Origin of the sequence: Flavihumibacter cheonanensis, from assembly GCF_022352215.1 — a bacterium.
Taxonomy (GTDB): domain Bacteria; phylum Bacteroidota; class Bacteroidia; order Chitinophagales; family Chitinophagaceae; genus Flavihumibacter; species Flavihumibacter cheonanensis.
In genome coordinates this window covers 331,718-353,955 of record NZ_JAKRWF010000001.1, presented here as the reverse complement: position 1 = coordinate 353,955, position 22,238 = coordinate 331,718, and the positions used below count along the sequence as shown (strand labels likewise).

The 22,238-nt window shown below is 44.4% G+C and carries 18 protein-coding genes; 7 read left to right on the top strand and 11 right to left on the bottom strand.

The window, feature by feature from the left end:
- Nucleotides 1-103: 103 nt before the first annotated feature.
- Both MD536_RS01620 and MD536_RS01615 read left to right on the top strand, forming a co-directional pair.
- Nucleotides 104-511: a DoxX family protein gene (locus tag MD536_RS01620; RefSeq protein ID WP_239595057.1), complete on the top strand. Its 408-nt coding sequence runs from the start codon at nt 104-106 to the stop codon at nt 509-511.
- Nucleotides 512-585: 74 nt separating this feature from the next.
- Nucleotides 586-1,011 (top strand): acyl-CoA thioesterase, encoded by a 426-nt coding sequence (locus tag MD536_RS01615; protein ID WP_239595054.1) that lies wholly within the window; start codon nt 586-588, stop codon nt 1,009-1,011.
- Here the strand turns inward: MD536_RS01615 and dacB are convergent.
- On the bottom strand, nt 984-2,375 hold the full coding sequence (dacB, locus tag MD536_RS01610; protein WP_239595052.1) for a D-alanyl-D-alanine carboxypeptidase/D-alanyl-D-alanine endopeptidase: 1,392 nt from the start codon (nt 2,373-2,375) through the stop codon (nt 984-986). The genes MD536_RS01615 and dacB overlap by 28 nt on opposite strands.
- 50 nt (nt 2,376-2,425) lie before the next feature.
- Between dacB and MD536_RS01605 the strand changes: the two genes are divergently transcribed.
- Both MD536_RS01605 and MD536_RS01600 read left to right on the top strand, forming a co-directional pair.
- Entirely contained in the window at nt 2,426-3,703 is a 1,278-nt protein-coding gene (locus MD536_RS01605) for a CinA family nicotinamide mononucleotide deamidase-related protein (RefSeq protein WP_239595050.1), read from the top strand.
- A 47-nt stretch (nt 3,704-3,750) separates the two neighbouring features.
- Complete coding sequence (locus tag MD536_RS01600) at nt 3,751-5,109, top strand: dihydrolipoamide acetyltransferase family protein (protein WP_239595048.1); 1,359 nt, start codon at nt 3,751-3,753, stop codon at nt 5,107-5,109.
- A gap of 15 nt (nt 5,110-5,124) precedes the next feature.
- Here the strand turns inward: MD536_RS01600 and MD536_RS01595 are convergent, their stop codons facing one another.
- On the bottom strand, nt 5,125-5,634 hold the full coding sequence (locus MD536_RS01595; RefSeq protein ID WP_239595046.1) for a SixA phosphatase family protein: 510 nt from the start codon (nt 5,632-5,634) through the stop codon (nt 5,125-5,127).
- Between the two features lie 50 nt (nt 5,635-5,684).
- Here MD536_RS01595 and MD536_RS01590 point away from each other — a divergent pair, with 50 nt between their 5' ends.
- The gene (locus tag MD536_RS01590; RefSeq protein WP_234865693.1) at nt 5,685-6,392 is read left to right on the top strand and encodes a hypothetical protein; all 708 of its coding nucleotides are present in this window, start codon (nt 5,685-5,687) and stop codon (nt 6,390-6,392) included.
- On the opposite strand, the gene MD536_RS01585 is transcribed toward MD536_RS01590, so the two are convergent.
- The 4 genes from MD536_RS01585 to MD536_RS01570 are packed head-to-tail and all read right to left on the bottom strand — an operon-like array spanning nt 6,389 to nt 11,788.
- A complete protein-coding gene (locus MD536_RS01585) occupies nt 6,389-9,328 on the bottom strand; it encodes an alpha/beta hydrolase family protein (protein WP_239595044.1) in 2,940 nt (979 codons plus the stop codon). The genes MD536_RS01590 and MD536_RS01585 overlap by 4 nt on opposite strands.
- A gap of 38 nt (nt 9,329-9,366) precedes the next feature.
- Nucleotides 9,367-10,236: a DMT family transporter gene (locus tag MD536_RS01580; protein WP_239595042.1), complete on the bottom strand. Its 870-nt coding sequence runs from the start codon at nt 10,234-10,236 to the stop codon at nt 9,367-9,369.
- On the bottom strand, nt 10,233-10,994 hold the full coding sequence (locus MD536_RS01575; RefSeq protein WP_239595040.1) for a polyprenol monophosphomannose synthase: 762 nt from the start codon (nt 10,992-10,994) through the stop codon (nt 10,233-10,235). The genes MD536_RS01580 and MD536_RS01575 overlap by 4 nt, the downstream gene beginning before the upstream one ends.
- Nucleotides 10,995-11,017: 23 nt before the next feature.
- Entirely contained in the window at nt 11,018-11,788 is a 771-nt protein-coding gene (locus tag MD536_RS01570) for a 3'-5' exonuclease (RefSeq protein WP_239595038.1), read from the bottom strand.
- A 278-nt stretch (nt 11,789-12,066) separates the two neighbouring features.
- Between MD536_RS01570 and ytxJ the strand changes: the two genes are divergently transcribed.
- On the top strand, nt 12,067-12,411 hold the full coding sequence (ytxJ, locus tag MD536_RS01565) for a bacillithiol system redox-active protein YtxJ (RefSeq protein ID WP_239595037.1): 345 nt from the start codon (nt 12,067-12,069) through the stop codon (nt 12,409-12,411).
- Here ytxJ and MD536_RS01560 read toward each other — a convergent pair.
- Both MD536_RS01560 and MD536_RS01555 read right to left on the bottom strand, forming a co-directional pair.
- On the bottom strand, nt 12,389-13,270 hold the full coding sequence (locus tag MD536_RS01560; RefSeq protein WP_239595035.1) for a hypothetical protein: 882 nt from the start codon (nt 13,268-13,270) through the stop codon (nt 12,389-12,391). The two genes, ytxJ and MD536_RS01560, sit on opposite strands and share 23 nt — an antisense overlap.
- Nucleotides 13,271-13,306: 36 nt before the next feature.
- Nucleotides 13,307-17,224 (bottom strand): T9SS type A sorting domain-containing protein, encoded by a 3,918-nt coding sequence (locus MD536_RS01555; RefSeq protein ID WP_239595033.1) that lies wholly within the window; start codon nt 17,222-17,224, stop codon nt 13,307-13,309.
- Nucleotides 17,225-17,447: 223 nt separating this feature from the next.
- Between MD536_RS01555 and MD536_RS01550 the strand changes: the two genes are divergently transcribed.
- Nucleotides 17,448-17,639 (top strand): hypothetical protein, encoded by a 192-nt coding sequence (locus MD536_RS01550; RefSeq protein ID WP_239595030.1) that lies wholly within the window; start codon nt 17,448-17,450, stop codon nt 17,637-17,639.
- A gap of 17 nt (nt 17,640-17,656) precedes the next feature.
- Here MD536_RS01550 and MD536_RS01545 read toward each other — a convergent pair whose 3' ends face one another.
- The 3 genes from MD536_RS01545 to MD536_RS01535 all read right to left on the bottom strand — a co-directional run bounded on the left by MD536_RS01545 (nt 17,657) and on the right by MD536_RS01535 (nt 22,236).
- On the bottom strand, nt 17,657-18,328 hold the full coding sequence (locus MD536_RS01545; protein ID WP_234865684.1) for a response regulator transcription factor: 672 nt from the start codon (nt 18,326-18,328) through the stop codon (nt 17,657-17,659).
- Between the two features lie 715 nt (nt 18,329-19,043).
- On the bottom strand, nt 19,044-20,942 hold the full coding sequence (gene rpsA, locus MD536_RS01540; RefSeq protein WP_234865683.1) for a 30S ribosomal protein S1: 1,899 nt from the start codon (nt 20,940-20,942) through the stop codon (nt 19,044-19,046).
- Nucleotides 20,943-21,012: 70 nt separating this feature from the next.
- Complete coding sequence (locus MD536_RS01535) at nt 21,013-22,236, bottom strand: BaiN/RdsA family NAD(P)/FAD-dependent oxidoreductase (RefSeq protein WP_239595029.1); 1,224 nt, start codon at nt 22,234-22,236, stop codon at nt 21,013-21,015.
- Nucleotides 22,237-22,238 lie beyond the last annotated feature (2 nt).

Below are 22,238 nucleotides of genomic sequence, written 5' to 3'. Positions count from 1 at the left end.
AAATATTTTAATCCTGACCAAATAACGTTCCAAACAACTGTGGATAATTGAAATCATTAACAATTCTTTCTGTCGAGTGCCTATTTTTGGCAAAAAATCCAGAATGAAAAAACTACTTTCCACGAGCTACCAGGAATGGGCATTTGATACTATGAGCTTTTTGATGCGAATTACTTTCGGAGGTTTAATGCTGGTTGATCATGGTTTTCAGAAATTAACAAAATACCCAAGTCTGCAAAGCAAATTCAGCGATCCTTTTCATATCGGATCTGACTGGTCGCTCATCCTGGTCATATTTGCGGAAGTGTTTTGCAGCCTGCTGATCATGGCAGGATTGTTTACCCGGCTGGCAGCTATCCCGCTTGTACTTGCTATGGGCGTGGCATTCTTTATTTCGCATAACCATGATATTAAGGAAGGCGAAAAAGCCGCGCTGTTCCTGGCTGGTTTTCTTTCTATCCTGCTGGTTGGCCCTGGAAGAGCCTCCCTTGACCGCATGATGGGAAGGTAAGGAATGTGAGAAGTCAGACGTCATACGTGAGACGTGAGACGAAAGATTTAGGAATTAACATAAGAAATTGTAAAATGTATATTTCAGAAACCCAGGTACGCGTTCGGTATGCAGAAACTGACCAGATGAATGTAGTGTACCATGGCAATTATGCACAATATTTCGAAGTAGCCCGTGCTGAAAGTATCCGGCAACTCGGATTCAGTTATAAAGACATGGAAGCAATGGGCGTGATCATGCCCATTGTGGAATTACACACTAAATTTTTGCGTCCTGCTCATTACGATGACCTGTTAACCATACGTACTACCCTTTCGCACCTCCCAACCGACCATCGGATAGAATTCCAGCAGGAAGTTTTCAATGAACACCAGAAATTGCTGACCATCGGAAAAGTGGTACTTTACTTTATCAAAGCAGATACAAGAGAAAAAACATCCATGCCGGATGCTTTATTCCAGAAACTGGCGCCTTATTTCAATACATCCAAAACGGAATAAAGCGATCGGACAGCAGCAGTTCCGGAACCGGTATAATTGTTTACAAGTATGGCAACGACGTATTTTTTCCCATCTGCAGCTGTATGAAAACCTGTATAGGCACGGGCGCCATTAATGGAACCGCTTTTTAGTTTCATACCGTTATAGAGAGGAAAGGAATCGTAAAATTGCCTGTACCAGCTTTGTTTGGTAGACCAGAAAACAGCAGTTGCCAGTGCATTTGCTGTAACGCGGTTTTGTGGAGATAATCCACTTCCATCCATCAGTTGCAGCGCCCCGGGTTCGATGCCTTTCGCTTTCCAGAATCCAACCAGGTACTCTGCTCCGGCTGCTGTTGAGGATGTTTTCCCTGCCTTGCGGGACAATTCTTTTATCAATGCTTCGCCATAAAGGTTGATGCTTTTCCGCATGAACCAATATACCAGTGAGTCCAGCGGGGGCGATGCTGTTCTCGCAAGCGTACCTGTCTTTCCTGATGCTGTTACCCCGCTTTCATTTGCGAGTTCTATACCTGCATCCGATAGCTCCTGTTTAAAAGTGGCAATGAACTGATAAACCGGATCAGGCATTGACCCGGATATTGAAAAAGCCTGCTCTCCCTGGGGAATCGTGCCTCTTATTACCCCCTGCTTTGAGCCAGGAGCCAGGTAGATGTAGGCATTGTCGCCACTTCCTTTTGCACCGGTTGTTAAAGCTGATCTCAGTTCTACTTCATGCAAAGCAGGTTTGGTACGCAAAAACCGAACCGGGTCGCCGATTTTTTGTCCGGCTGCCAATAAAACATCATACTGGTTTTCTCTCCAGTTCAGTGAACCTGCTCCAGCTCCGTAATAATTGCCTATATCCTGCCAGATCCATCCATCCGGTATTCGTTCCATATCTGGTTCCTCTTCACTTAGCAGGATACTTCCTGTTATTTTTTTTATGCCTTTTGCTTTCAGTGCCTTTATCCAGGACGCCCAGAAAACGTCTTCTTTGGTACCTGCATACCTCCAGGAACCCAGGGAAGGATCGCCCCCACCTTTAATCAGCAGATCTCCATGTAATACGCCATCCCTCATTTCACCCCGGAAATCAAGCCGCGTTTCGAAACGATAATCGGGTCCCAGGGATTCAAGGGCAGCCATCGCCGTTAATACTTTCAGTGTACTGGCTGGTGCCAGTCCCATCTGCTCATTGTATTCGTACACAGGTTTACCGGTTACTCCATCCAAAACAGAAAGCGCCACAGCAGCATGTTTCATGTTTGGCTCTTTGAGCACCGCCTGAACTTTTTGAGAAAGCCGGGCAGGCACTGATTGCGCCTGCATTGAAATACCAATCAATACAGAACCAAGACCACTACAGATTTGTTTCCAACTCATCCGGCAATTTAGGAAGAATTGCTGCTACCTTTACGCATTGAATCAATTGTATGGAATTATTGAGAGCCAGTATTATTACCATTGGCGACGAATTACTGATCGGTCAGGTTATTGATACCAACAGTGCCTGGATGGCACAGCAGTTAAATCTGGTAGGCATCACCGTTAGCAGAAGGGTTGCCGTAGGAGATGAATGGAATGCCATCTGGTCAGCCCTCGATGAAGAGCTCGAAAAATCCGATATCATACTGCTTACAGGTGGCCTCGGTCCTACTGCAGACGATATCACCAAACCCTTGCTCTGTGAATATTTTGGCGGTAAACTGGTCAATGATCCAAAGGTACTGGCACATGTTACCTTCCTCTTTGAAAAAGTACTAAAACGACCCATGATAGAGCGGAATATCCGCCAGGCAGATGTACCGGATGTGTGCACCGTGTTACACAATCGGAATGGTACTGCTCCGGGAATGTGGTTCGAAAAAAACAATAAGATTGTTGCTTCGCTTCCAGGCGTTCCGCATGAAATGAAGGGGCTCATGAGTGATGAAGTGATCCCCCGCTTGTTGCAGCACTTTCAGCCTCCTGTTATTGTACATCGCACCCTGCTTACTGCCGGTATTGGTGAATCCTTCCTGGCAGAACGTATCAACGCTTTTGAAACCAGTTTGCCCGCTTTCATAAAACTGGCTTACCTCCCGAACTACGGAATGGTACGACTCAGGCTAAGTGCCTCCGGTTTTGACAAGGAAACCATTGAAAAAATCATGGAGGAACAGTTCACCCTTTTGCAGGAGCAAGTGGCAGATGTGCTGGTCACCAACAAGGATGAATCCATGGACCAGGTGGTTGCCCGGATGTTGCTGGATCGTGGGGAAACACTTGGAACAGCCGAAAGCTGTACGGGGGGGTATATTGCTCAATTGTTAACTTCTGTTGCTGGCAGCAGCCGCTATTACCTGGGCAGTATCATCAGTTATGACAACCAGGTGAAAAAAGACCTGTTAAATGTCCCGTATACCACCCTTGAATCGGTAGGTGCGGTAAGTGAAGACACTGTTATCCAGATGGTCAAAGGCGCATTGGCAGCTCTTAAAACGGATTATGTTATTGCTACCAGCGGAATAATGGGTCCGGATGGCGGCTCTCCCGAAAAACCGGTTGGTACCGTATGGGTTGCTGTTGGCAATCAGGATGAAATCATCACCCAGCAGTTTCATTTCCGGTTCGATCGGCGCAGAAATATCGAACTAACCGCCACCAACGCCTTTAACCTGTTAAGAAAATTTATAATCAGTCGGGGTATGGAAAAAACTAACAGTCATTAACATTAATACTGAATCCTTACCTTTGGCCCACAAATGATTGAATGCTTATGGCTCTAGTTGACCTGGTAATGCCTAAAATGGGAGAAAGTATCATGGAAGCCACTGTGCTGAAATGGCTGAAGAACCCCGGGGATACGGTGAAGCAGGATGAAACCGTACTGGAAATTGCAACTGATAAAGTGGATAGTGAAGTGCCCAGTACGGCGGACGGAGTGATTGAGGAAGTATTGTATCAACCCAATGATGTTGTTCCCATTGGTTCTGTTATTGCCCGTATCCGCACCAATGGAGCAGCGGCTGAAACACCCGCTCCTGCTGTTGTTACTGCGTCCATAGAACAGAAAGCACCAGAAGCAGTGGCTGTTCATGTTGCACCGGCAGCTCCGGCTGCTGAACCTGTTGTGGCCTCCCATCCGGAGCACACCATAGCAGGTAATGGCAATCGATTTTACTCTCCGCTTGTATTAAATATTGCGGCAAGTGAAGGTGTTTCCATGAGCGAACTGGAACATATTCCAGGTACCGGCAATGAAGGACGTGTAACCAAAAAAGATATTCTGCAATTTGTTCAGAATAAAAAATCAGGAACACCCCAACCAGTTGCAACACCAGTACAAAAGCCTGTTGCTACAAAACCGGCAGAACCTGCTCCGGCTTCCAGCCAGGTGATTGAAAGAGCCTCCGGTTCTTATGGCAACAACGTAGAGATCATTGAAATGGATCGCATGCGTAAACTGATTGCCGATCACATGGTGAAGAGCAAGCAGATCAGTCCACATGTTACCAGCTTTACAGAAGCCGATGTTACCAACCTCGTTTTATGGCGCGATAAAGTAAAGTCTCAATTCATTAAACAGGAAGGTACCAAGATTACATTCACACCACTTTTTATTGAAGCCATTGTTCGTTGCATAAAAAAATATCCGCTGATCAACAGCAGTGTGGAGGGCGATCGGATCATCGTAAAAAAAGATATCAATATTGGGATGGCTACTGCCCTTCCTTCTGGTAATCTCATTGTGCCGGTGATTAAAAGCGCCGACCAACTCAACCTGGTAGGACTTACCAAACAGGTAAACACGCTGGCGGATGCAGCGCGTAACAACAAACTAAAGCCTGAAGATACACAGGGTGGAACTTTTACACTTACCAATGTAGGTACATTCGGAAGCCTGATGGGTACACCGATCATTCCGCAACCGCAGGTAGCTATCCTGGCCGTTGGAGCCATTAAAAAACGTCCGGTGGTTATAGAAACCGAACAGGGCGATTCCATCGCGATCCGGCACATGATGTACCTCAGCATGAGTTACGATCATCGCATCATTGATGGCAGCCTGGGAGCTACTTTCTTAAGCGCTGTTGCAAGAGAACTGGAACATTTCGATTCGCATAGGGAAATCTAAGCACACACATAGAGATCACTGCGGAGAGGGCTGACCAAACTTGGATTGAACAAGTGTCAGCCTTTTTCCTTTTTTGGTGATGATATACAGATTATCATACGCCGCATCCGGCAGGTCCTTCAAGAGTTGCTGTCCGGTTAATCCATTAACTAGCTCATCTACTGTATTGCTGTGACCTACGATCAGTGTGTTTGATTTCAATGCTTTAAAATTACTGATCAGACTGGAGTCTATTCTGCCATATGTTTGAATAGTCAGTCCTGCCTGCGCGGCAGTGGGGGTCGCCGTTTCCCTGGTTCTTATTGTATTGGTTGAATAGATCGCGCCAATCTTCTCTCCTTTTAATCGTTCAGCCAAATCCTTTGCACGCTGTTGCCCAGCATCCGATAAGGGTGGATTACCAGCCGTTTGCATGGTAGCACCACTACTTTCCTGCGCCTTCTCCGCATGCCGTACGATATAATATTTCTGATAACATCCCGTTAGTAAAAAAGTAAGGAGCAGCAATGGCAGGACTGATTTCATAAACGTTGTTTTAACAGCAATTTCAGTAAATTAAGGAAAATAAGTTCACCATGAAAACATTATCCCAAACCTGGTTTGCCGAAGGATATATTGATTTCGAACTGAAAAAATATACCCTGCTTGCTTATCTGCAGGAAGTTAACCAGCACTTCAATGAAAACCGGCTCTATCCCCAATTGGCAGATATCATTTTTCACTATAACAACCTGGTTCAGTTCAGGGAGAATAAAAAATTTCTGCAGGAACAGTTTCCCAAACGCCTCACAGGCATCCAGCTTGAAAAATTGCAATTGCTCTATGAACAGATGATTGAAGACGATGAAATGATGGAAGAACTTGAAAACATCATTCACTATTCAACCGGCAAGATGAAAGACACGATTCGAAGTGGTACAGAAATCTTCGAATTTGTTGAAGATAACATTCAGATTGAACCGGTAGGGATCATTCCACTGGAAAATAAAGAAGGTTATTTTTTCCTAAGTACTACCAATAGAAAAGAAACGCTTATCTATTACTACCGGTTAAGCATATTCGAAAAACACGACGAACAGTATCGGGCCATCAAAACAAATTTTGTAGCGGAATGGCATCGCAGTATCAGTAATACGTTTGAGCAAATGAAAGGATTACTGATAAAAGAAAAGAAAGAGCTTCCCAATCCGGCGGTGTACACCATCTGTTCAGATCTTTCTTTTCCTGTAGAGGAAACGCTTTTACCAATAGCTAAGCGCTGCCTCGTACGATATATCTCTTAGTAGTCGAGTCCCCAGTTGATTCCTTTCAGTGTTGCCGGCACCCCTTCCTTCATCCATACCGGTGCCGGTGCACCTTTCAGATAATGATCAAAGAATTGAGCCATGCGGATGGTCCAGTCCTTTCTATTTCTACGTTCATTGATTCCGTGTAATTCATCATTGTAATTAATCATCCACACCGGTTTGCCTAACCTGCGTAGTGCCGTAAAATATTCAATGCCCTGGTACCAGGGTACGGCATCGTCCTTATCGTTGTGCAACATCAGCAAGGGCGTTTTAACTTTGTCAGCACGGAATAGCGGACTGTTCTTAATGTATAATTCAGGTTTCTCCCAAAGCGTGGCACCTAATCTGCTTTGGGTCTTTTCATACTGGAACTGGCGACTAATGCCTGTTCCCCAGCGAATGCCTCCATACGCACTGGTCATATTACTAACCGGTGCACCTGCTTCTGCTGCTGCAAACATATTGGTTCGGGTAATCAGGTAAGCAATTTGATAACCTCCCCAGCTATGTCCCTGTAATCCCATTTTTGTGGAATCCACAAATTTGAATTTCGACAAATACCGGGCAGCCGATACAACCGAATTATATGCATCTTCACCAGGCTGACCGGTTTTATAATAAATATTGGGATCAAATACCAGGTAACCATTGCTGGTGTAATAGGCGATATTAACAGAAGCCCTAACTGGCATAGGTTCTATATAATTATACCTCCTGTCCGCATTCTTTTCATAGAAATAAAAGATCACCGGATATTTTTTTGAGGCATCAAAATTCTCTGGTTTGTAGAGTAGCCCTTCACTCATTTTTCCATCCAGCATTTTCCATTTATGAAGTTCCACCGTAAACCAATTGTATTGGTGCTGCTGTGGATTGAGTTCACTGACTTTTCGATGGGCTGTCGCGTTTTCGGCTTCGTTTAAGCTCGTCAACCAGAGATCCCTGGCAGACGGCATTTCTTTTACAAACAGCAGTTCATTACTTTTCTTCGCTTTGATCACACCATCCACTACTGATGGATGGATTAAAGTAGCCGGATTACCTGCTATAAATGCAGCACCCATTGTATAGGTTTTCCATCCGTATCCTTTTGAAACATTGTCAAACAATTGAAATAGCAGGGGCTGACCATCTTTCAGGAAGCGCTCTTCCCGATCGAGTACTTCATTCCGAATACTGATTTTGTTTTTTCTTCCCCAGCCCTGGGTTAGCAATTTTGCTGCTTCCTTTCCATTCGGATCCAGTTCCCAGATATCATATTTATCGTAGATGTACACTTTCTCATCCTTTTCCTTCCACCCCATCAATCCATGCGGCGGCGCATCTGAAGGCGTATCATGCTCTTCATCATAGAGGGGAACTGTAATTGATTTTGTAATAACCGATTTTAGGCCAGACTGATTTGAATAGCTGATCCAGTGCTTCTGCACAGGATCATACCAAATCACAAAATTTCCTGCAGGAGACAAACGTACAGTTCCGCGGTTAGCCCGCTCTGTAATCAGCTTTCGCTTCCCTGTTTTTATATCCACCAGGTATAAACGAACCGCACCATCCTGTTTCCATTGTTGTTCAACCCGGTAACCCAGGTTGCTCATTCCCAATGCATGGATTGCATTTCCCTCATCACCCGGCATCACAGTTTCGCAACTATCATCAGCGAGCTGCAACCAGCTTCCTGTTTCCTGATCCCATACAGCCAGCCAGCTTTTTTTCAGCTCATTGGATAGATTGACCAGTTGCTGTGGTTGCAGGTAATCATCTTTATAATTCCATACATCCAGTTTAGCCGATTCAAATTCAACCAGGCTGGTATCCTTAACCGGACGATCAGGAGCGAGTCCGAAGAAAAGTCGTTTACCGTTCTGGCTGAAATAATTCGAGAAATCCGGACTGATGACCTGTTGCTTTCTCATACCCGGTGAAGATCTGTTGAGCAGTTCTTTTGCTTTACCCTGACCCGTTTCAAAATAATACAACTGGTAATATTTTTTCAGCGCTTTTGCACTGCTGTCTTTTTGAATTACAAAAGCAAGCCGATTGCCTGCTTCTGAAATGGCGAATGATTTTGCTTCCTGGAAACCGGATAAGATGGTATCAATCCGGTTATTGGTAAAATCCTGCCACAACAAACGGGCTTCACTTAAGCTGTCATTATTCTTTCTGCTCTGTTCAATTACCAATCCCTGCCCAAATTCTGCGAACTTATATTCCAATACCAGCTTATGAATCCATTCCTTACCTGTACTCAGATCGCGAACAATCAATTCCGTTCCTTCTTCAACAGACTCGGGCTTTTTGCCCGCAACCTGCGGTTTGGCTGGCTGGATAGCTGCCATGCCTTTGATCCTTGCTTCATTTACTTTATTGCGCAAACTATCAGAGACACGATTCAGGCTGTCTGCCATCTGCAACATACGCTGCAAGCTGGCAAGTGAATCCGTAATAACTGGCCGGGGAGATACGGCGCTAGTTTTCCATTTATGGTAAGCAAGGAAGTGGCCGCCTTTTGTCGGCATCTGGTAAGATTTTACTTCTGCAATCCGTTGCTCGGTACCTTTCTCCAGATCAAGGATTAACAGGGAATCCTTAGGCATATCATTCGGCCCTTTCTTAAGAATTCTTGCCTGCCGGGTGTCCTTAAAAAAAGGCTTGATACGCGCAACTAAAAAGCGATTATCAGGGCTAAACATCGCCTGGTAACAACGTGGAAATTGCCAGGATTTATCTCCACTGGTTGACTTGATAGACAAATGCCCATCGCCTTCCTGAACTACTACCGTATAAGCGAGCCATTTGCCATCACTGCTCAGGATCCGTTCCCCAATATTCTGCCATTGGTCATATACACTATGATCCAATAGCTTTTTTTGGGAACTGGCAGGCAGATAGCTAATCAGAAGGAACAGAGCCCAACAAAAATTCCGCATGTGTGTACTGTTTAGTAGCTAAAATTAAGCAATCCGGTTTATCGATGTGCTTTCCAGACGCGAAACAACTGCAGTAAAACGGCAGATACAATAATAAGCAGCCCAATATAGAAATGTAACCCAAGTGCTGCATTTTCCTGGAATAGAAAAAAAGCCAGCAATATGCCGTAAACCGGCTCCAGGTTATAGGTAAGATTTACAGTAAAAGCAGAAATATATTTAAGGGCGTAAGAGGATAAATAAAATGCCCATACCGTACAAATCAGTGATAACACGAGCAACCAACCCCAATCCGTCCAACTTGGGGTAAGCACCGTTGTTGGAAAAAAATAAAAATAAACAGGCATTAAACAACTTAATGTAAGAAACCCTCCTGTGAGCTCATAGGTTACCAAAGTTTCAACCGTAACCTTCTTAAGCAGGATTCTGTTCAACACAGGAAAGATGGCCCCCAGAAAGGCCGATATCACCCCGATAATAATACCGGTTTGGTAGCGGGCATCAAATTGAAAAATGATGAATATGCCAAGAATCACCAATAAGCCCAGTGCCAGCTCCTGCCAGACCGGTTTTTTCCTCAGCAATAAAGGTTCTAGCAGCGCGGTAAAAAATCCGATAGCGGAAAAACAGACCAGCGTAACCGATACATTGGAATATTTTATCGCTCCATAAAATGTTACCCAATGTATGGCGGCAATGAAACCAACTCCAAAGATGGCAGCCAGTTGCGATAATGGAATTTTTTTGATGGTCCTCTGGAATGCTGCAATGAACCAGAGTGCGAGTGCACTTAATAGCAGCCTGTAAAATACGATCAGTGCCTCATTCAGTGTAATCAATCTGCCCAGGACACCTGTAAAACCTGCCAGTACAACGGCGATATGCAACCGAATAAAAGCAGTTTTCATGCGGCAGCTTCTTCTTCATTATTTTTCATCCGGTTATGATAGTCTTTAAACAAACTCTCCCAGCGAAGTTTCAGCACCCCAAGTACACCTTCTTTTACTATTCCTTTGTGCATTTTTGAAACACCATACTGTCGGTCCTCAAAGATGATGGGTACTTCTTTTATCTTAAATCCCAGTTTCCAGGCGGCAAATTTCATTTCTATCTGAAATGCATAACCGAGAAAGCGAATCTCATCCAGATTGATTGCTTCCAGTACTTCCCGTTTGTAACAGACAAATCCTGCGGTTGTGTCTTTTACAGGCATCCAGGTTATAATGCGGGTATACCAGCTGCCCCCTTTTGATAAAAAGATCCGATCCCAGGGCCAGTTTACAGTACCACCGCCTTTTACCCACCTGGACCCTATCGCCAGGTCGGCCCCTCCTTCTGAACAGGCCAGGTAAAGCCGCTGCAGGTCTTTGGGATTGTGGGAGAAATCTGCATCCATTTCAAATATATACTTGTAACCTTTGGCCAGGGACCATTTAAAGCCATGGATATAGGCTGTTCCCAATCCAAGTTTACCGGTACGTTGTTCCAGGAATAACTGCCCTGGAAACTGCTGCTGTAAAGCCTGTACAATCTGTGCAGTACCATCCGGCGACCCATCATCTATTACCAATACGTGAAAATCCTGTTGCAGCCCGAATATAGCCTGCAGGATGGAAGAAATATTTTCCTTCTCGTTATACGTAGGTATGATGACTATCTTTTCCAAAAACGGAGGCGAAATTAATTGAATTAAGGCTTCTTCAGCAGGGTCCTGTTTAAAATTTCAGTCAATTTCTGTTTGGTATGAAGCGGGAAATCGCCCTTCATCATCCAGTCGTAATACTGTGGTTCAGATTTTAATACATCAGCAACAGGGCGGCCTTTATGTTTACCAAAATTGAATACTTCCACTCCATTTACCATAACGAAGCGACGGGCGAAATCAACAATTTGTTCTTCCCCGATGAATTTTATAATGGATTCCACTGAATCGCCCAATTGCGGATACCGGATCAGTTGCGCTTCCAGCACTTCCCAGGTTGCTGTTGCATCCACTTCTGCGCTGTGCGCACCATCCAATGTCTTATTACAATAGAATTTATATGCTGCACTCAGCGTACGCTGTTCCATCAGGTGAAAGATCTTCTGAACATCCAGTAATCTGCGGGAACCTACTTCAAACTCAAGACCTGCGCGTAAAAACTCTTCCACCAGCAGCGGAATATCAAAACGATTGGAATTGTATCCGGCCAGGTCACAGTTCTCCATGAATTGCTTCAATTCATTGGCAACCTGTCGAAAAGTCGGAGCATCTTTAACCATTTCATCTGTGATGCCATGTATGTCTGAAGCACCCACCGGTATCGGCATTTCCGGGTTAATTAATTTCCGTTTATTTGTTCTGCTGTTGTCCTTTCCGATTCTTACGATCGCTATCTCCACAATTCTGTCGGTCCCCAGGTTGGTGCCGGTTGTCTCAAGGTCAATAAATGCTATTGGTCGCTGTAATTGTAATGGCATGGCGCAAATGTACACTTATTGACAGTTTGCCCAATCAGCTCCTGTTAACCATACCATAAATTATTAATAATTTGTATGTATCTACCCTTTTTCACTGGCAGATTGGACTTAGGTATGTAATTTGCAAGGGTGTATCCATAAATCTGGAAATCATGAAAAAATTGTTGATAGTTATTGGATTGGCAAGTTTGCTTGCTGTGGGTTTCAGCTCTTGCACAACTTCAAAAGGTGGTTGTAAGATGTCTTCCGGAATGATAGGTTATTAAATAGCTATTATTATGAATTGGAATACGCTCTCCAGCCTGGAACAAATTGAAATGATCCGGAAGGCCTCTGTCAATAAACCACAGGTTATTTTTAAGCACAGCACACGCTGTTCGATTAGCGCCATGGCAAAAAACAGACTGGAAAAATCAACTCCACCGGAAGGCATTGATTTTCACTATCTGGATCTGATTCAATATCGCCCAATTTCCAACGCTGTAGCTAATACCTTTGGTGTTGAACATGAATCTCCACAGATTCTCCTGATTCGGAATGAATCTATTGTTTATACTGCGAGTCACATGGGGATTTCCATGACTGAACTGGAAGCCGCAGTTAATTCCGTGCATAATAATTGAGTCGGAGTGTCACCGGCAATCCCGCGTTTTCACTTAAGGTATAAAACCCTTTCAGATCAGTTTTGAACGCGATGGCTTCTCCCTGAGGCTCAAGTGCCGGTGGTATCGAAACCGCTTCCCGTTGTAACGCAGCTTCAACAGATTCACCATTGTTTCTTTTCCAGTAAAAGATTCCTGTATAGGTCCTCAGTAACAATTCCTTTCCGTCTCCACCAATAGCTGCGCCGGTTACTGTTTCCAGTTTGGTTGCTCCGGCGAGTACAGCAGAATTCAGTTCATTTGTTTTATAGGGGTAACGCAGTACAAAAATCGTTGCAGGCTTTTCTTTGGTTACCAGTATGATATCTTTTGAAGAAGAGTCAACCAAAATGGCTTCCGTATTGTGTGAAGCTCCATCACCATACACAAACCGGATTTTAACGAGATTCTGTACGGTTGTAACTCCTGCTCCGGGCTCTTCGATCCGGTAAATGGCATATTCCGAATACTGACTCGCATTGTCGCCGGTTTCAGCAATGTATAAATACTTTAGTGCCGGATCGGGTCCCGCACCAATTGCAAGATCTTCCCAATCACGGTTTTCGGAACCTGGCAGAGCAACTGCTTCCTGTAATTCACCGGAATGATTTACCCGGAGCAACTCATTCCCATTTTGGCTGTCCTGAATCATCCAGATAGAACCAGGCTGCGTATAACTGTCTGCTATACCGGAAACTTCCCCGGGAAAATTCCCCGGCAACAGCGCACCTACAGGTTCTTTGAACAAGGGTTGAATAGTACCCGACTCACCCGATTTGGTACAGGAAAGTAAAAACACAACCAGCACCAAGCCAGTGGTTTTAGGGAATAACTGCAGCATATTAGTAAAAATAATTACTTATATGCTGCAGTCAAATTATTGGAACAGTAATTTCTCAATAGTTTCCACCCCGGTTTCCGTATTTCTGACTTTCAGGAAGTAAACACCTGGCTTCATAGATACTTTACGCTCGAGGGTAACGGTTACAGGTCCGCCTACCGCTTTCTGGGTCTGGTACAATACCTGGCCGGCAACATTCATGAGATCCAACTGATACAGTCCCGGTTGATTTGCCTGGAACGCGATATTCACCACATCCTTCACCGGGTTTGGATAGATCCGGATGGGAAGTACCGCTGACGCTTCCGTTTTTAATTTCACCAGGTTGCTATAGCTTACTCTGCCACTCTTATCAATGGCTTTGATCCGGTATTGGTGTAGTGGCCCAGTCAGGCGGTCATCAGTATAACTAAACTGGGTTCCGGCACGATTGCCTGTTACGTTTACTTCACCTATCACCTGGAATTCGTTTGTTACTGGATGCAGGCGCTCTACCTGGTAACGAACAATATCACCGGTTTGTAAATGATTCCAGGTCAACTGGTGTGCTTTCCGGATGGTTTTACCATTCAGTTTAATCTTATCAGATAATACGCCTCCACAATTTCCGGTTACGTTGTAATAGCTGAGTCGGATCAAACATCCGTTGTTTACAGATACTTTTGATACATATTCACCTATTCCATCAGGCTCCAGGTAAGGAATCATATACTCCCGATCTGTACTTACCAGCACACTATCAGTGTCAGATAATTTCTGATACCATTCATAACTGGCATTGGGGAAAACCGGTACAGAAAGGGTAACATCCGTATAATAACAGTCTGATTGTGCAGTTACAACGATATTCTGCAATGGCAGTACGCTGACATCATTTAACGTTGCATTACCACAGTAGTCCACTACTCTCAAACGAACCAGGGAATAGCTGCTTCCATTATTGATATTGAAAACCGGACTTGCCTGAGGTGGTGCAACGATTGATGGTGCTGCCGGAACACTTCCGATTATTTCATACATGAACGGTGGAGCCCCCCCTGTTACATTTGCACCTACACTGAAGGAATTGTTATCACACTGGTAGGAAGCTGATTTATCCAACTGAGGATATTGATATGCACCCACTACTATGGTGTCGTATCCTTTGTTGTTACAACTTCCCGGTAGATTGTATTGAATTACATAGGTGGCCGGTTCCAGATCCATCCATTTATAAACAGCTACGGATCCAGTGTTATATGGCATGTTCACCACATTACCATCTTTTCGAATGATAACCGGACTAATAACCCCAAGATTGGAACTAACGGTTACGGTTAACTCAGAAGAACCATTCTGATTCACACCAGAAGGACATTTGGCTGTTACCTGCAGATCACTATTGAATGTGCTCATCACAGGTGTTACATTACTACTGGTAGCACTACCGCAATTATCGGTTAATTCCACCCGGTACTGCTGACCTCCGGGTAACATATCCAGTTCATTCGCCCACAAGGTGGTACTCCAGCTGGTTACGGTTGCAACAAGTGAATCCGCGGGTGTATAAACTTTGATAGTATAAGGGCCGAATCCATTGGATGCAGTAACCCTGATATTGGTTTTGTTAAACACACAGGATGGTTGCGCAAGTAAGGAGATGCCTGGAGAAGAACGACGCACTTCCAGACAACGGGTAATCGTTGTATCATAGCAGTTATCCCGGATTCCAATGCAATAGGAACCATACGGAAGATTGAAAAATCTGCCGGTAGTGTTAGATGCTACCACATTATTTGCAGAATCACGAAGCGTATAAGTTGGCGAGCTAAAGTTTGACACCCATTGAATTTCTGCATTAAAACCTGTACAGGTTCTATTAAAGGCCCGGGCGCTACCTGCATTCGGAATATTCTGCGTTACCGTCATGCAACGTGTAATCAATGTATCGTAACATGCCGGATCGTTTTGAACTTCCATACAGTAGGTACCATAAGGTACATTGCTGAATACACCATTAGTATTGGTTCCAATTACGGTTCCACTGCTGTTTTTCAAACGGAATAGTGGATTGGAAAGATTAGTCAGTCCATTCAGACTCATCGTAAATCCGGTACAACCCCTGCTTCCAACCTGAAGAGATCCTACAGATGGAATATTGGGGGCAACTGTTATACAACGTCGTATCGTTGTATCATAACAATTTACGTCATTACGGATATCCATACAGTAGGAACCATAGGGCAATCCGGGAAATACACCAGTAGTATTACAACCTATCAGGGTATTTGCAGCATCGTATAAACAGTACTGAGGATTGGTCAGGTTGGTTTGTCCGCCTATACTCAGATCAATTGTAGAACAATTTCTTACCACATCCAGTTGTGAGTTAACAGATGGTGGAATTGGCAACACAGTGAAACAACGTTCAATAGTGGTATCATAACAGGCAGCATCATTCGTAATGCGCATGCAATAATTTCCGTAAGGAATATTTCCAAAGCTTCCGGTAGTATTACATGCAATTTGTACACCTGCCTGGTCGAATAAACAAAACTGTGGATTGGTAAGATTGGTTTGTCCGCTTATACTTACATCCACATTATCACACTGCGGATCACTCACGGTTACACTGGCTGCAACGGAAGGAATCAGGGGTTCTACTGTGAAACACCTGGTGATGGTGGTATCATAACAACCATCCTTCACCTCAATACAATAGGATCCATTAGCAAGATTGGGGAAACTTCCCGTTGTATTACATGCCAATTGTACACCGGCACTGTTGAACAGGCAGAAATTGGGATTGGTAAAATTCACCAATCCGCTTACAGAAGCGGAAACCTGATCACAACTCACTCTGTTTAAACTGACATTCGGGTTCAGGCTCAGCACTGGTTGAGCCAGCAAAAAATTGCGGGTGATAGTTGTGTCAAAACAGTCATCACGTACTGTGATGGAATAGGTTCCTTCCTGAATACCTGGGAATATTCCTGTAGTATTACAGGCAATCTGAACATTAGAGCTGTTGAACAGACAATAGGTTGGATTGGTCAGGTTGGTTTGTCCGGTGATAGTTGCTGTGAAACTATTACAGGACTGGAAAGAAGTAGCCACAACATTGGCAACTGAAGGAATACTAGTATCAGACCAGTTCACACCTCTCACATTACCACAAGCGTCTTTTGCTACCAACCGAACAGATCGACGTGATTCAAGGTCGTATGTAAATTGATAACTGCTGTACCAGCTGGTATCACCAGAGCTATTCACCACTCCATACTGGAAGGTATCGAATACTGATGAACTGGTATTGGAATTACCTCTTGAATCACGCAGCCTCAGTTCAAAATTGGCATCCCGGCAATTCACTCTGGCCCCACTGTGATTTTCAATCCACCAATCGTATGCAAGTACATTGATACGGCGTGTCTGAATACCACCACAGGAGTCCTTCAATTCAATGGCATACTCTCCACCAGGCAAACCTGTAAAAACTCCCGTTGAATTGGAAGTACCCACACCAGCCGGTGAAGGAGCGACAATTGTAAACGTATAGGGAGCCCGTCCACCGGTTTGATTGTTAACCGTGATTGTTCCATTGCTGGCGTTCAAACAGGTTTCGTCTGTTTTAGACAGGTTGAAACGGGGATCCTCATAAGTTCCCGGAATTACAATATTCTGTAGTTCTGCTACACAATTGGTGGTTACATCCTGAACCAGTACGGTGTAGGTGCCTGCAGATAATCCGGAAATAGTAGTCGAAGACGTATAGGGCGTAGAAAGAGGCCCGGTTACGCGATAATTGTAATTACCCGACCCACCTGAAGCAGCAACCGTAATAGATCCGGTAGCTTTGCATCTTGATTCCTGCGGTACTGCTGAATTAATGGTCAGCGTACAGGCCTGAGACCAGCCGACCTGGTAAAATATAAGGTTGAGTAAGAGGGATAGAAATAAGTAGAGTTTTTTCATAGTCGGATTTGGATTCGAGGATATAACGAACGTTAAAATTCTAACTACCGTCGAAGAAATGAAAGCTTTTATCGAAAATTTCGACGAATGGATGCCCAAATTGAGTACTAGTACCTAGCCTTTGTAGAAATATTACGAGGTTCCTGAAAAGTATCCTGATTTTTTTTGTGCTGATACAACGAAAGGTTATGGAATGCTGTCAAAATGGGCACAACCTTTAGAGATGAAAGACATCCTGTTAAAATTCACATTCGTTTTTGCCCTGGTAATTTTTTCCGGCAGCCTCATGATATCCGGTGCCAATGCCGGCATTATCTGCAAACAAAAATCCCCTGTCTGCACAAAAACTGAACAAACAGGGGAAGAAGTTTTACCGGTTGAATTATCCGGAGGCCTTAGCCTGGCATTTTTATAAAGTAGCTTTAGATGTGCTCAGGTTTCCTGAACGAACCCTTTTTTCACTGCATACATTACAAGTCCGGCCATTGATTTAGCACCGGTTTTAGTCTTTAATTTATCACGGATTGCTTCCACGGTCCTGGGACTGATATCCACGATATCCGCAATTTCCTTGGTGGTCTTCTCTTCACACATCAGTTTCAAAATCCGGATTTCTTTTTCCGAAAGTTGGGCATCCATGAGATGTTCAGGCTCATTTTTACGGGTACGCAAACCAGTCAGCAACGCTTTGTTGGTGAGCTCGTTAAAAAAGAATTCCTGTTCATAACAGGTCTTTATTGCCTGGTAGATGGTTTCTGAATCAGAGTTTTTGGTAAGATAGGAGTTGGCACCAATTTCCATTAGTTTGGAGATCATGGAATGATCATTGTGCATTGAAAGGATGATCACTTTTACATGCGGATTAATCTTACGTATCTCAGGAAGGGTGCTAATTCCATCCATGATTGGCATCTGGATATCAAGCAGGATCACATCCGGCTCAATATGTTTCAGAAGGTTCAAAAGCTGCATCCCATTATCCGCCTCAGCTATCAGCTCTACATCTTTTTTCGCTGACAGGGCAGTTTTAACGCCAGCACGAAAGAGAGCATGATCATCGGCAATCGCCACCTTGATAGGATGGTTGGGGTCTGGTTTTTTCATACGGTGAATTTTACTATTGGTGAAACCCTGCTATACGGCAGATTTCGGTTTGCAAGATGTAAAAAATCCGGAATATCCACTATAGTAATTCTACGTAAATATATGAGTGTGGAATCTACCATGCTGGGGATTTTTCATAAAATTAGCCTTTTTCCCATCGTAACTATCCTTTCTTACAGTCGAAATTTTACGAAATAAGCAGTAATTACCGAATCCCCAAAATTCAGCAATTCCGCTCTTGTACCAGGCCTTCAGGCTTACTACATTTGTATCAGAAGTTGATTGACGGGAATCGCAACCTCCAACCATCCAATGTCCAGTAACAACCGTCCAGAACTCTTTCAATATCTTATGAAACCGACGAATCCAATGTCAATCAACTTTCTTTTCTAAGATCCATGAAAATCCACGGCAATTGATCTCTTCCGCCGTTTTCCGACCCCACCACCCCAATACCCTGTAAACTTTTGCCCTCAAGGGGGAAACCAGCTCTTTTAAAATTTTATGCCTGCTTTGAATGCAACCGGTGCGTAGTAGCGAAGGGGGAATTAAAACCATTTGGCCAAATAAACGGAGTGAATGTTTATGTAATCAGCAGCCAACCTTCTAGGTTTACTTATTCCATGGAGCATTTCAAGGCAGGCTTTTTTGTTTCCAGCCATAAAAAAAGGTGCAGTGTTGAACTGCACCTTTTGTATTTGGAATCTTGTCTGTTTTACTGAGCGCCTTCTCCTTCTCCGCCTTCCAGCTTCTTCTTGAGTTCAGCCAGCACACCCAGGTCACCAAGGGTAGCTTTCTCCACCTTGCTCTGGATGTTTTTAACAGCCTTCTTGGTTTTGTCGGCTTCAGCTTTAGCTTCCTTCTTGATTGCTTCTCTTTCTTCAGCTTTGGCAACTTCCCATGTACGGGCATGGCTAACCACGATCCGCTTTTCATTGCGATCGAATTCGATCACCATGAACTGGTTGGTTTCATCTGCATTTACAGAACTACCATCTTCTTTAGAGAGATGACGGTTCGGAGCGAATCCTTCCAGGCCATAAGGCAGCTGTACGATTGCTCCTTTGTCGTCCTTGCGGATAACAGTTCCTTCATGCACGGTACCGATTGCAAAGGTATCTTCCAATGCATTCCATGGATCTTCTTCCAGTTGCTTGTGTCCGAGTTGAAGTTTGCGGTTTTCTTTATCAATGCCCAGGATGATGATCTCGATCTTCTCACCCACTTTGGTATACTCAGAAGGGTGATTAAAACGCTTCAGCCAGCTGAGGTCACTGATATGGATCATACCACCGATTCCAGGCTCAAGTTCAACAAATACGCCGTATGGAGTAATGTTCTTCACCAGTCCACTGTGACGGCTGTCAACCGGGAACTTGTTTTCAATCTCATTCCAGGGATCAGGAGTCATTTGCTTGATAGAAAGGCTCATCTTGCGAGCGTCTTTATCAAGGGTAACGATTTTCGCTTCGTATTCATCACCCAGTTTGAAGAATTCCTTCGCGTTGATTGGAGTATTCGCCCAGGTAATTTCACTAACGTGTACCAGTCCTTCTACGCCCGGCATGATTTCCAGGAACGCACCATAATCTTCGATATTCACTACTTTACCTTTCACAACATTACCTTCTGCAATGTTCTCAGGCAGCACATCCCATGGATGCGGAGTAAGTTGCTTCAGACCAAGGCTGATACGTTTTTTGTCGTCGTCGAAATCCAGTACTACCACATTCAGTTTCTGGTCCAGTTTCAACACCTCTGAAGGGTGGTTGATACGTCCCCAGCTGATATCGGTAATATAGAGCAGACCATCGAGGCCACCCAGGTCCATGAACGCACCGAAATCGGTAATATTCTTGATGGTACCTTCCAGTACCTGACCTTTTTCGAGTTTGCCCATGATTTCTGCACGCTGTGCTTCGATATCGCTTTCGATCAATGCTTTGTGAGATACAACCGCGTTCTTGATGGCTTCGTTTACTTTCACCACTTTGAATTCCATGGTCTTACCAACAAACTGATCGTAATCCGTTACCGGCTTCACATCAATCTGAGAACCTGGCAGGAAGGTTTCCATACCAAATACATCCACGATAAGTCCACCTTTGGTTTTGCTGGTAACAGTTCCGGTAACAATTTCACCGGTCTTGTGAACCTCCACAATTTTTTCCCAGGCACGGGTAATACGTGCCTGTTTACGGCTGAGATGCAGGTGCCCCTGGCGGTCTTCTTTTTCCACCACCATTACTTCCACTTCATCACCGATTTTCAAGCCCTGCAGATCGCGGAATTCGTTCAGGGAAATCAGACCATCACTTTTAAAGCCGATATTCAGTACTACATCGGTTTTAGTTAAACCAACAACAGAACCTTTAATCAGTTCTCCATCTGTAATGGATACGAAAGTAGCTTCGTACACTTTGTCGTACTTCGCTTTTTCTTCTTCCTTATAGGAAGCTACATTGCGCTTGTCGATGCTCCAGTCGAAATCGTCGTGAGCAGTCGCTACCGGCGCCTCAGGTGCAGTTGTTGTCGCTGTAGTTGCTTCTGCCGGGGCAGCAGCAGACTCCTGAGCATCAGCGTTTAATTGTTTAGCAAAAATGTTATGAAACATAGAAATTTCCCGATGGTTTTATTCGGGCCTGCAAAGATAGGCAAAATCCGCTTCCAACGGCCTTTTGAGCCTATTTTTTAATGATGTTCCGGGCAGCCAGCCATCCACTGGTCCAGGCATGCTGAAAATTAAATCCTCCCGTTATTCCATCCACATCCAGCACTTCTCCAGCGAAATACAAACCGGGGCTTAATTTACTTTCCATTGTGGTGGGATTTATCTCTGCAAGACTTATACCTCCCGCTGTTACAAATTCGTCTTTAAAGGTGGTTTTACCTTTGACCTCCAATTCCATAGCTGCCAGCAACTTTACCAGTTTATTTTGCTCCTTTGAGGGTAATTCTCCCCATTTGGTCTCCAGGCCAATACCCGCTTCTGTAAGCAACCATTCCCAGAACCGCTGAGGCAACCCAAATGGATTCCGGTTCTGGGTTTTAAGTGCTCCCTTTTCATTCCGGAATTGGCGAATAAACTCAAGCAAAGATTGTTCGTGATAAGCCGGCACCCAATTGATGAGTAACCTGAATGTCCAATTGGATGCTGCCAGTTGCCTTGCTCCCCAGGCACTTAGTCGCAGGATAGCCGGGCCACTTAGTCCCCAATGTGTGATCAGCACCGGTCCCTTTTCCTGGAGTTTGGATCCCTGTATTTTCACCTGCACCGGATCCACTACCACTCCCATCAGGTCTCGGATCGGATGTCCGGGCAAATTGAACGTAAACAGAGATGGAACTGGTTCCTGAATACTATGCCCGGTCGCCTTCAGCCAGTCGAACTGCTGTGCTTTCGGATAACCTCCTGTTGCTATACAAACCTTATCTGCAATTAGCTCTCCGATATTTGTCTGAACAAGCCATTGAATACCTTTTCTTTCCAGTTTTTTTACTTCTTGGTTCATTCGAATCTCTACTCCTGTTTTGTCGGCTTCTTTCAAAAGACATTCAATGATGGTGGAGGAATCATTGGTTGTTGGAAACATCCTGCCATCGGCTTCCACCTTCAGCAGAACGCCCCTCTTTTCAAACCATTGAATGGTGTCAGATGGACTAAAATATCCAAAGCATTTTTTCACAAACTGTTCCCCCCGGGGATACCGCTTAGATAAAGCAGGCACTTCAAAACAGGCATGTGTCACATTACATCTTCCGCCCCCACTGATTCTGACTTTGGATAAAAGTTTTGATGATTTTTCCAGTATGATAACCCGCAAAGCGGGATCAAGTGCCGCAGCATTGACAGCACAAAAAAAACCAGCCGCTCCCCCTCCTATTACTACCAGGGTTCTTGTTTTCATTA

What these genes read in the sequence shown, in the direction of transcription:
- MD536_RS01555 (WP_239595033.1), bottom strand. Translation starts at nt 17,224, where the DNA reads ATGAAAAAACTCTACTTATTTCTATCCCTCTTACTCAACCTTATATTT.
- MD536_RS01580 (WP_239595042.1), bottom strand. Translation starts at nt 10,236, where the DNA reads ATGAAAACTGCTTTTATTCGGTTGCATATCGCCGTTGTACTGGCAGGT.
- MD536_RS01545 (WP_234865684.1), bottom strand. Translation starts at nt 18,328, where the DNA reads ATGAAAAAACCAGACCCCAACCATCCTATCAAGGTGGCGATTGCCGAT.
- MD536_RS01550 (WP_239595030.1), top strand. Translation starts at nt 17,448, where the DNA reads ATGAAAGACATCCTGTTAAAATTCACATTCGTTTTTGCCCTGGTAATT.
- rpsA (WP_234865683.1), bottom strand. Translation starts at nt 20,942, where the DNA reads ATGTTTCATAACATTTTTGCTAAACAATTAAACGCTGATGCTCAGGAG.
- MD536_RS01570 (WP_239595038.1), bottom strand. Translation starts at nt 11,788, where the DNA reads ATGCCATTACAATTACAGCGACCAATAGCATTTATTGACCTTGAGACA.
- MD536_RS01590 (WP_234865693.1), top strand. Translation starts at nt 5,685, where the DNA reads ATGAAAACATTATCCCAAACCTGGTTTGCCGAAGGATATATTGATTTC.
- ytxJ (WP_239595037.1), top strand. Translation starts at nt 12,067, where the DNA reads ATGAATTGGAATACGCTCTCCAGCCTGGAACAAATTGAAATGATCCGG.
- MD536_RS01585 (WP_239595044.1), bottom strand. Translation starts at nt 9,328, where the DNA reads ATGCGGAATTTTTGTTGGGCTCTGTTCCTTCTGATTAGCTATCTGCCT.
- MD536_RS01615 (WP_239595054.1), top strand. Translation starts at nt 586, where the DNA reads ATGTATATTTCAGAAACCCAGGTACGCGTTCGGTATGCAGAAACTGAC.
- MD536_RS01605 (WP_239595050.1), top strand. Translation starts at nt 2,426, where the DNA reads ATGGAATTATTGAGAGCCAGTATTATTACCATTGGCGACGAATTACTG.
- MD536_RS01535 (WP_239595029.1), bottom strand. Translation starts at nt 22,236, where the DNA reads ATGAAAACAAGAACCCTGGTAGTAATAGGAGGGGGAGCGGCTGGTTTT.
- MD536_RS01620 (WP_239595057.1), top strand. Translation starts at nt 104, where the DNA reads ATGAAAAAACTACTTTCCACGAGCTACCAGGAATGGGCATTTGATACT.
- MD536_RS01560 (WP_239595035.1), bottom strand. Translation starts at nt 13,270, where the DNA reads ATGCTGCAGTTATTCCCTAAAACCACTGGCTTGGTGCTGGTTGTGTTT.
- MD536_RS01595 (WP_239595046.1), bottom strand. Translation starts at nt 5,634, where the DNA reads ATGAAATCAGTCCTGCCATTGCTGCTCCTTACTTTTTTACTAACGGGA.
- dacB (WP_239595052.1), bottom strand. Translation starts at nt 2,375, where the DNA reads ATGAGTTGGAAACAAATCTGTAGTGGTCTTGGTTCTGTATTGATTGGT.
- MD536_RS01600 (WP_239595048.1), top strand. Translation starts at nt 3,751, where the DNA reads ATGGCTCTAGTTGACCTGGTAATGCCTAAAATGGGAGAAAGTATCATG.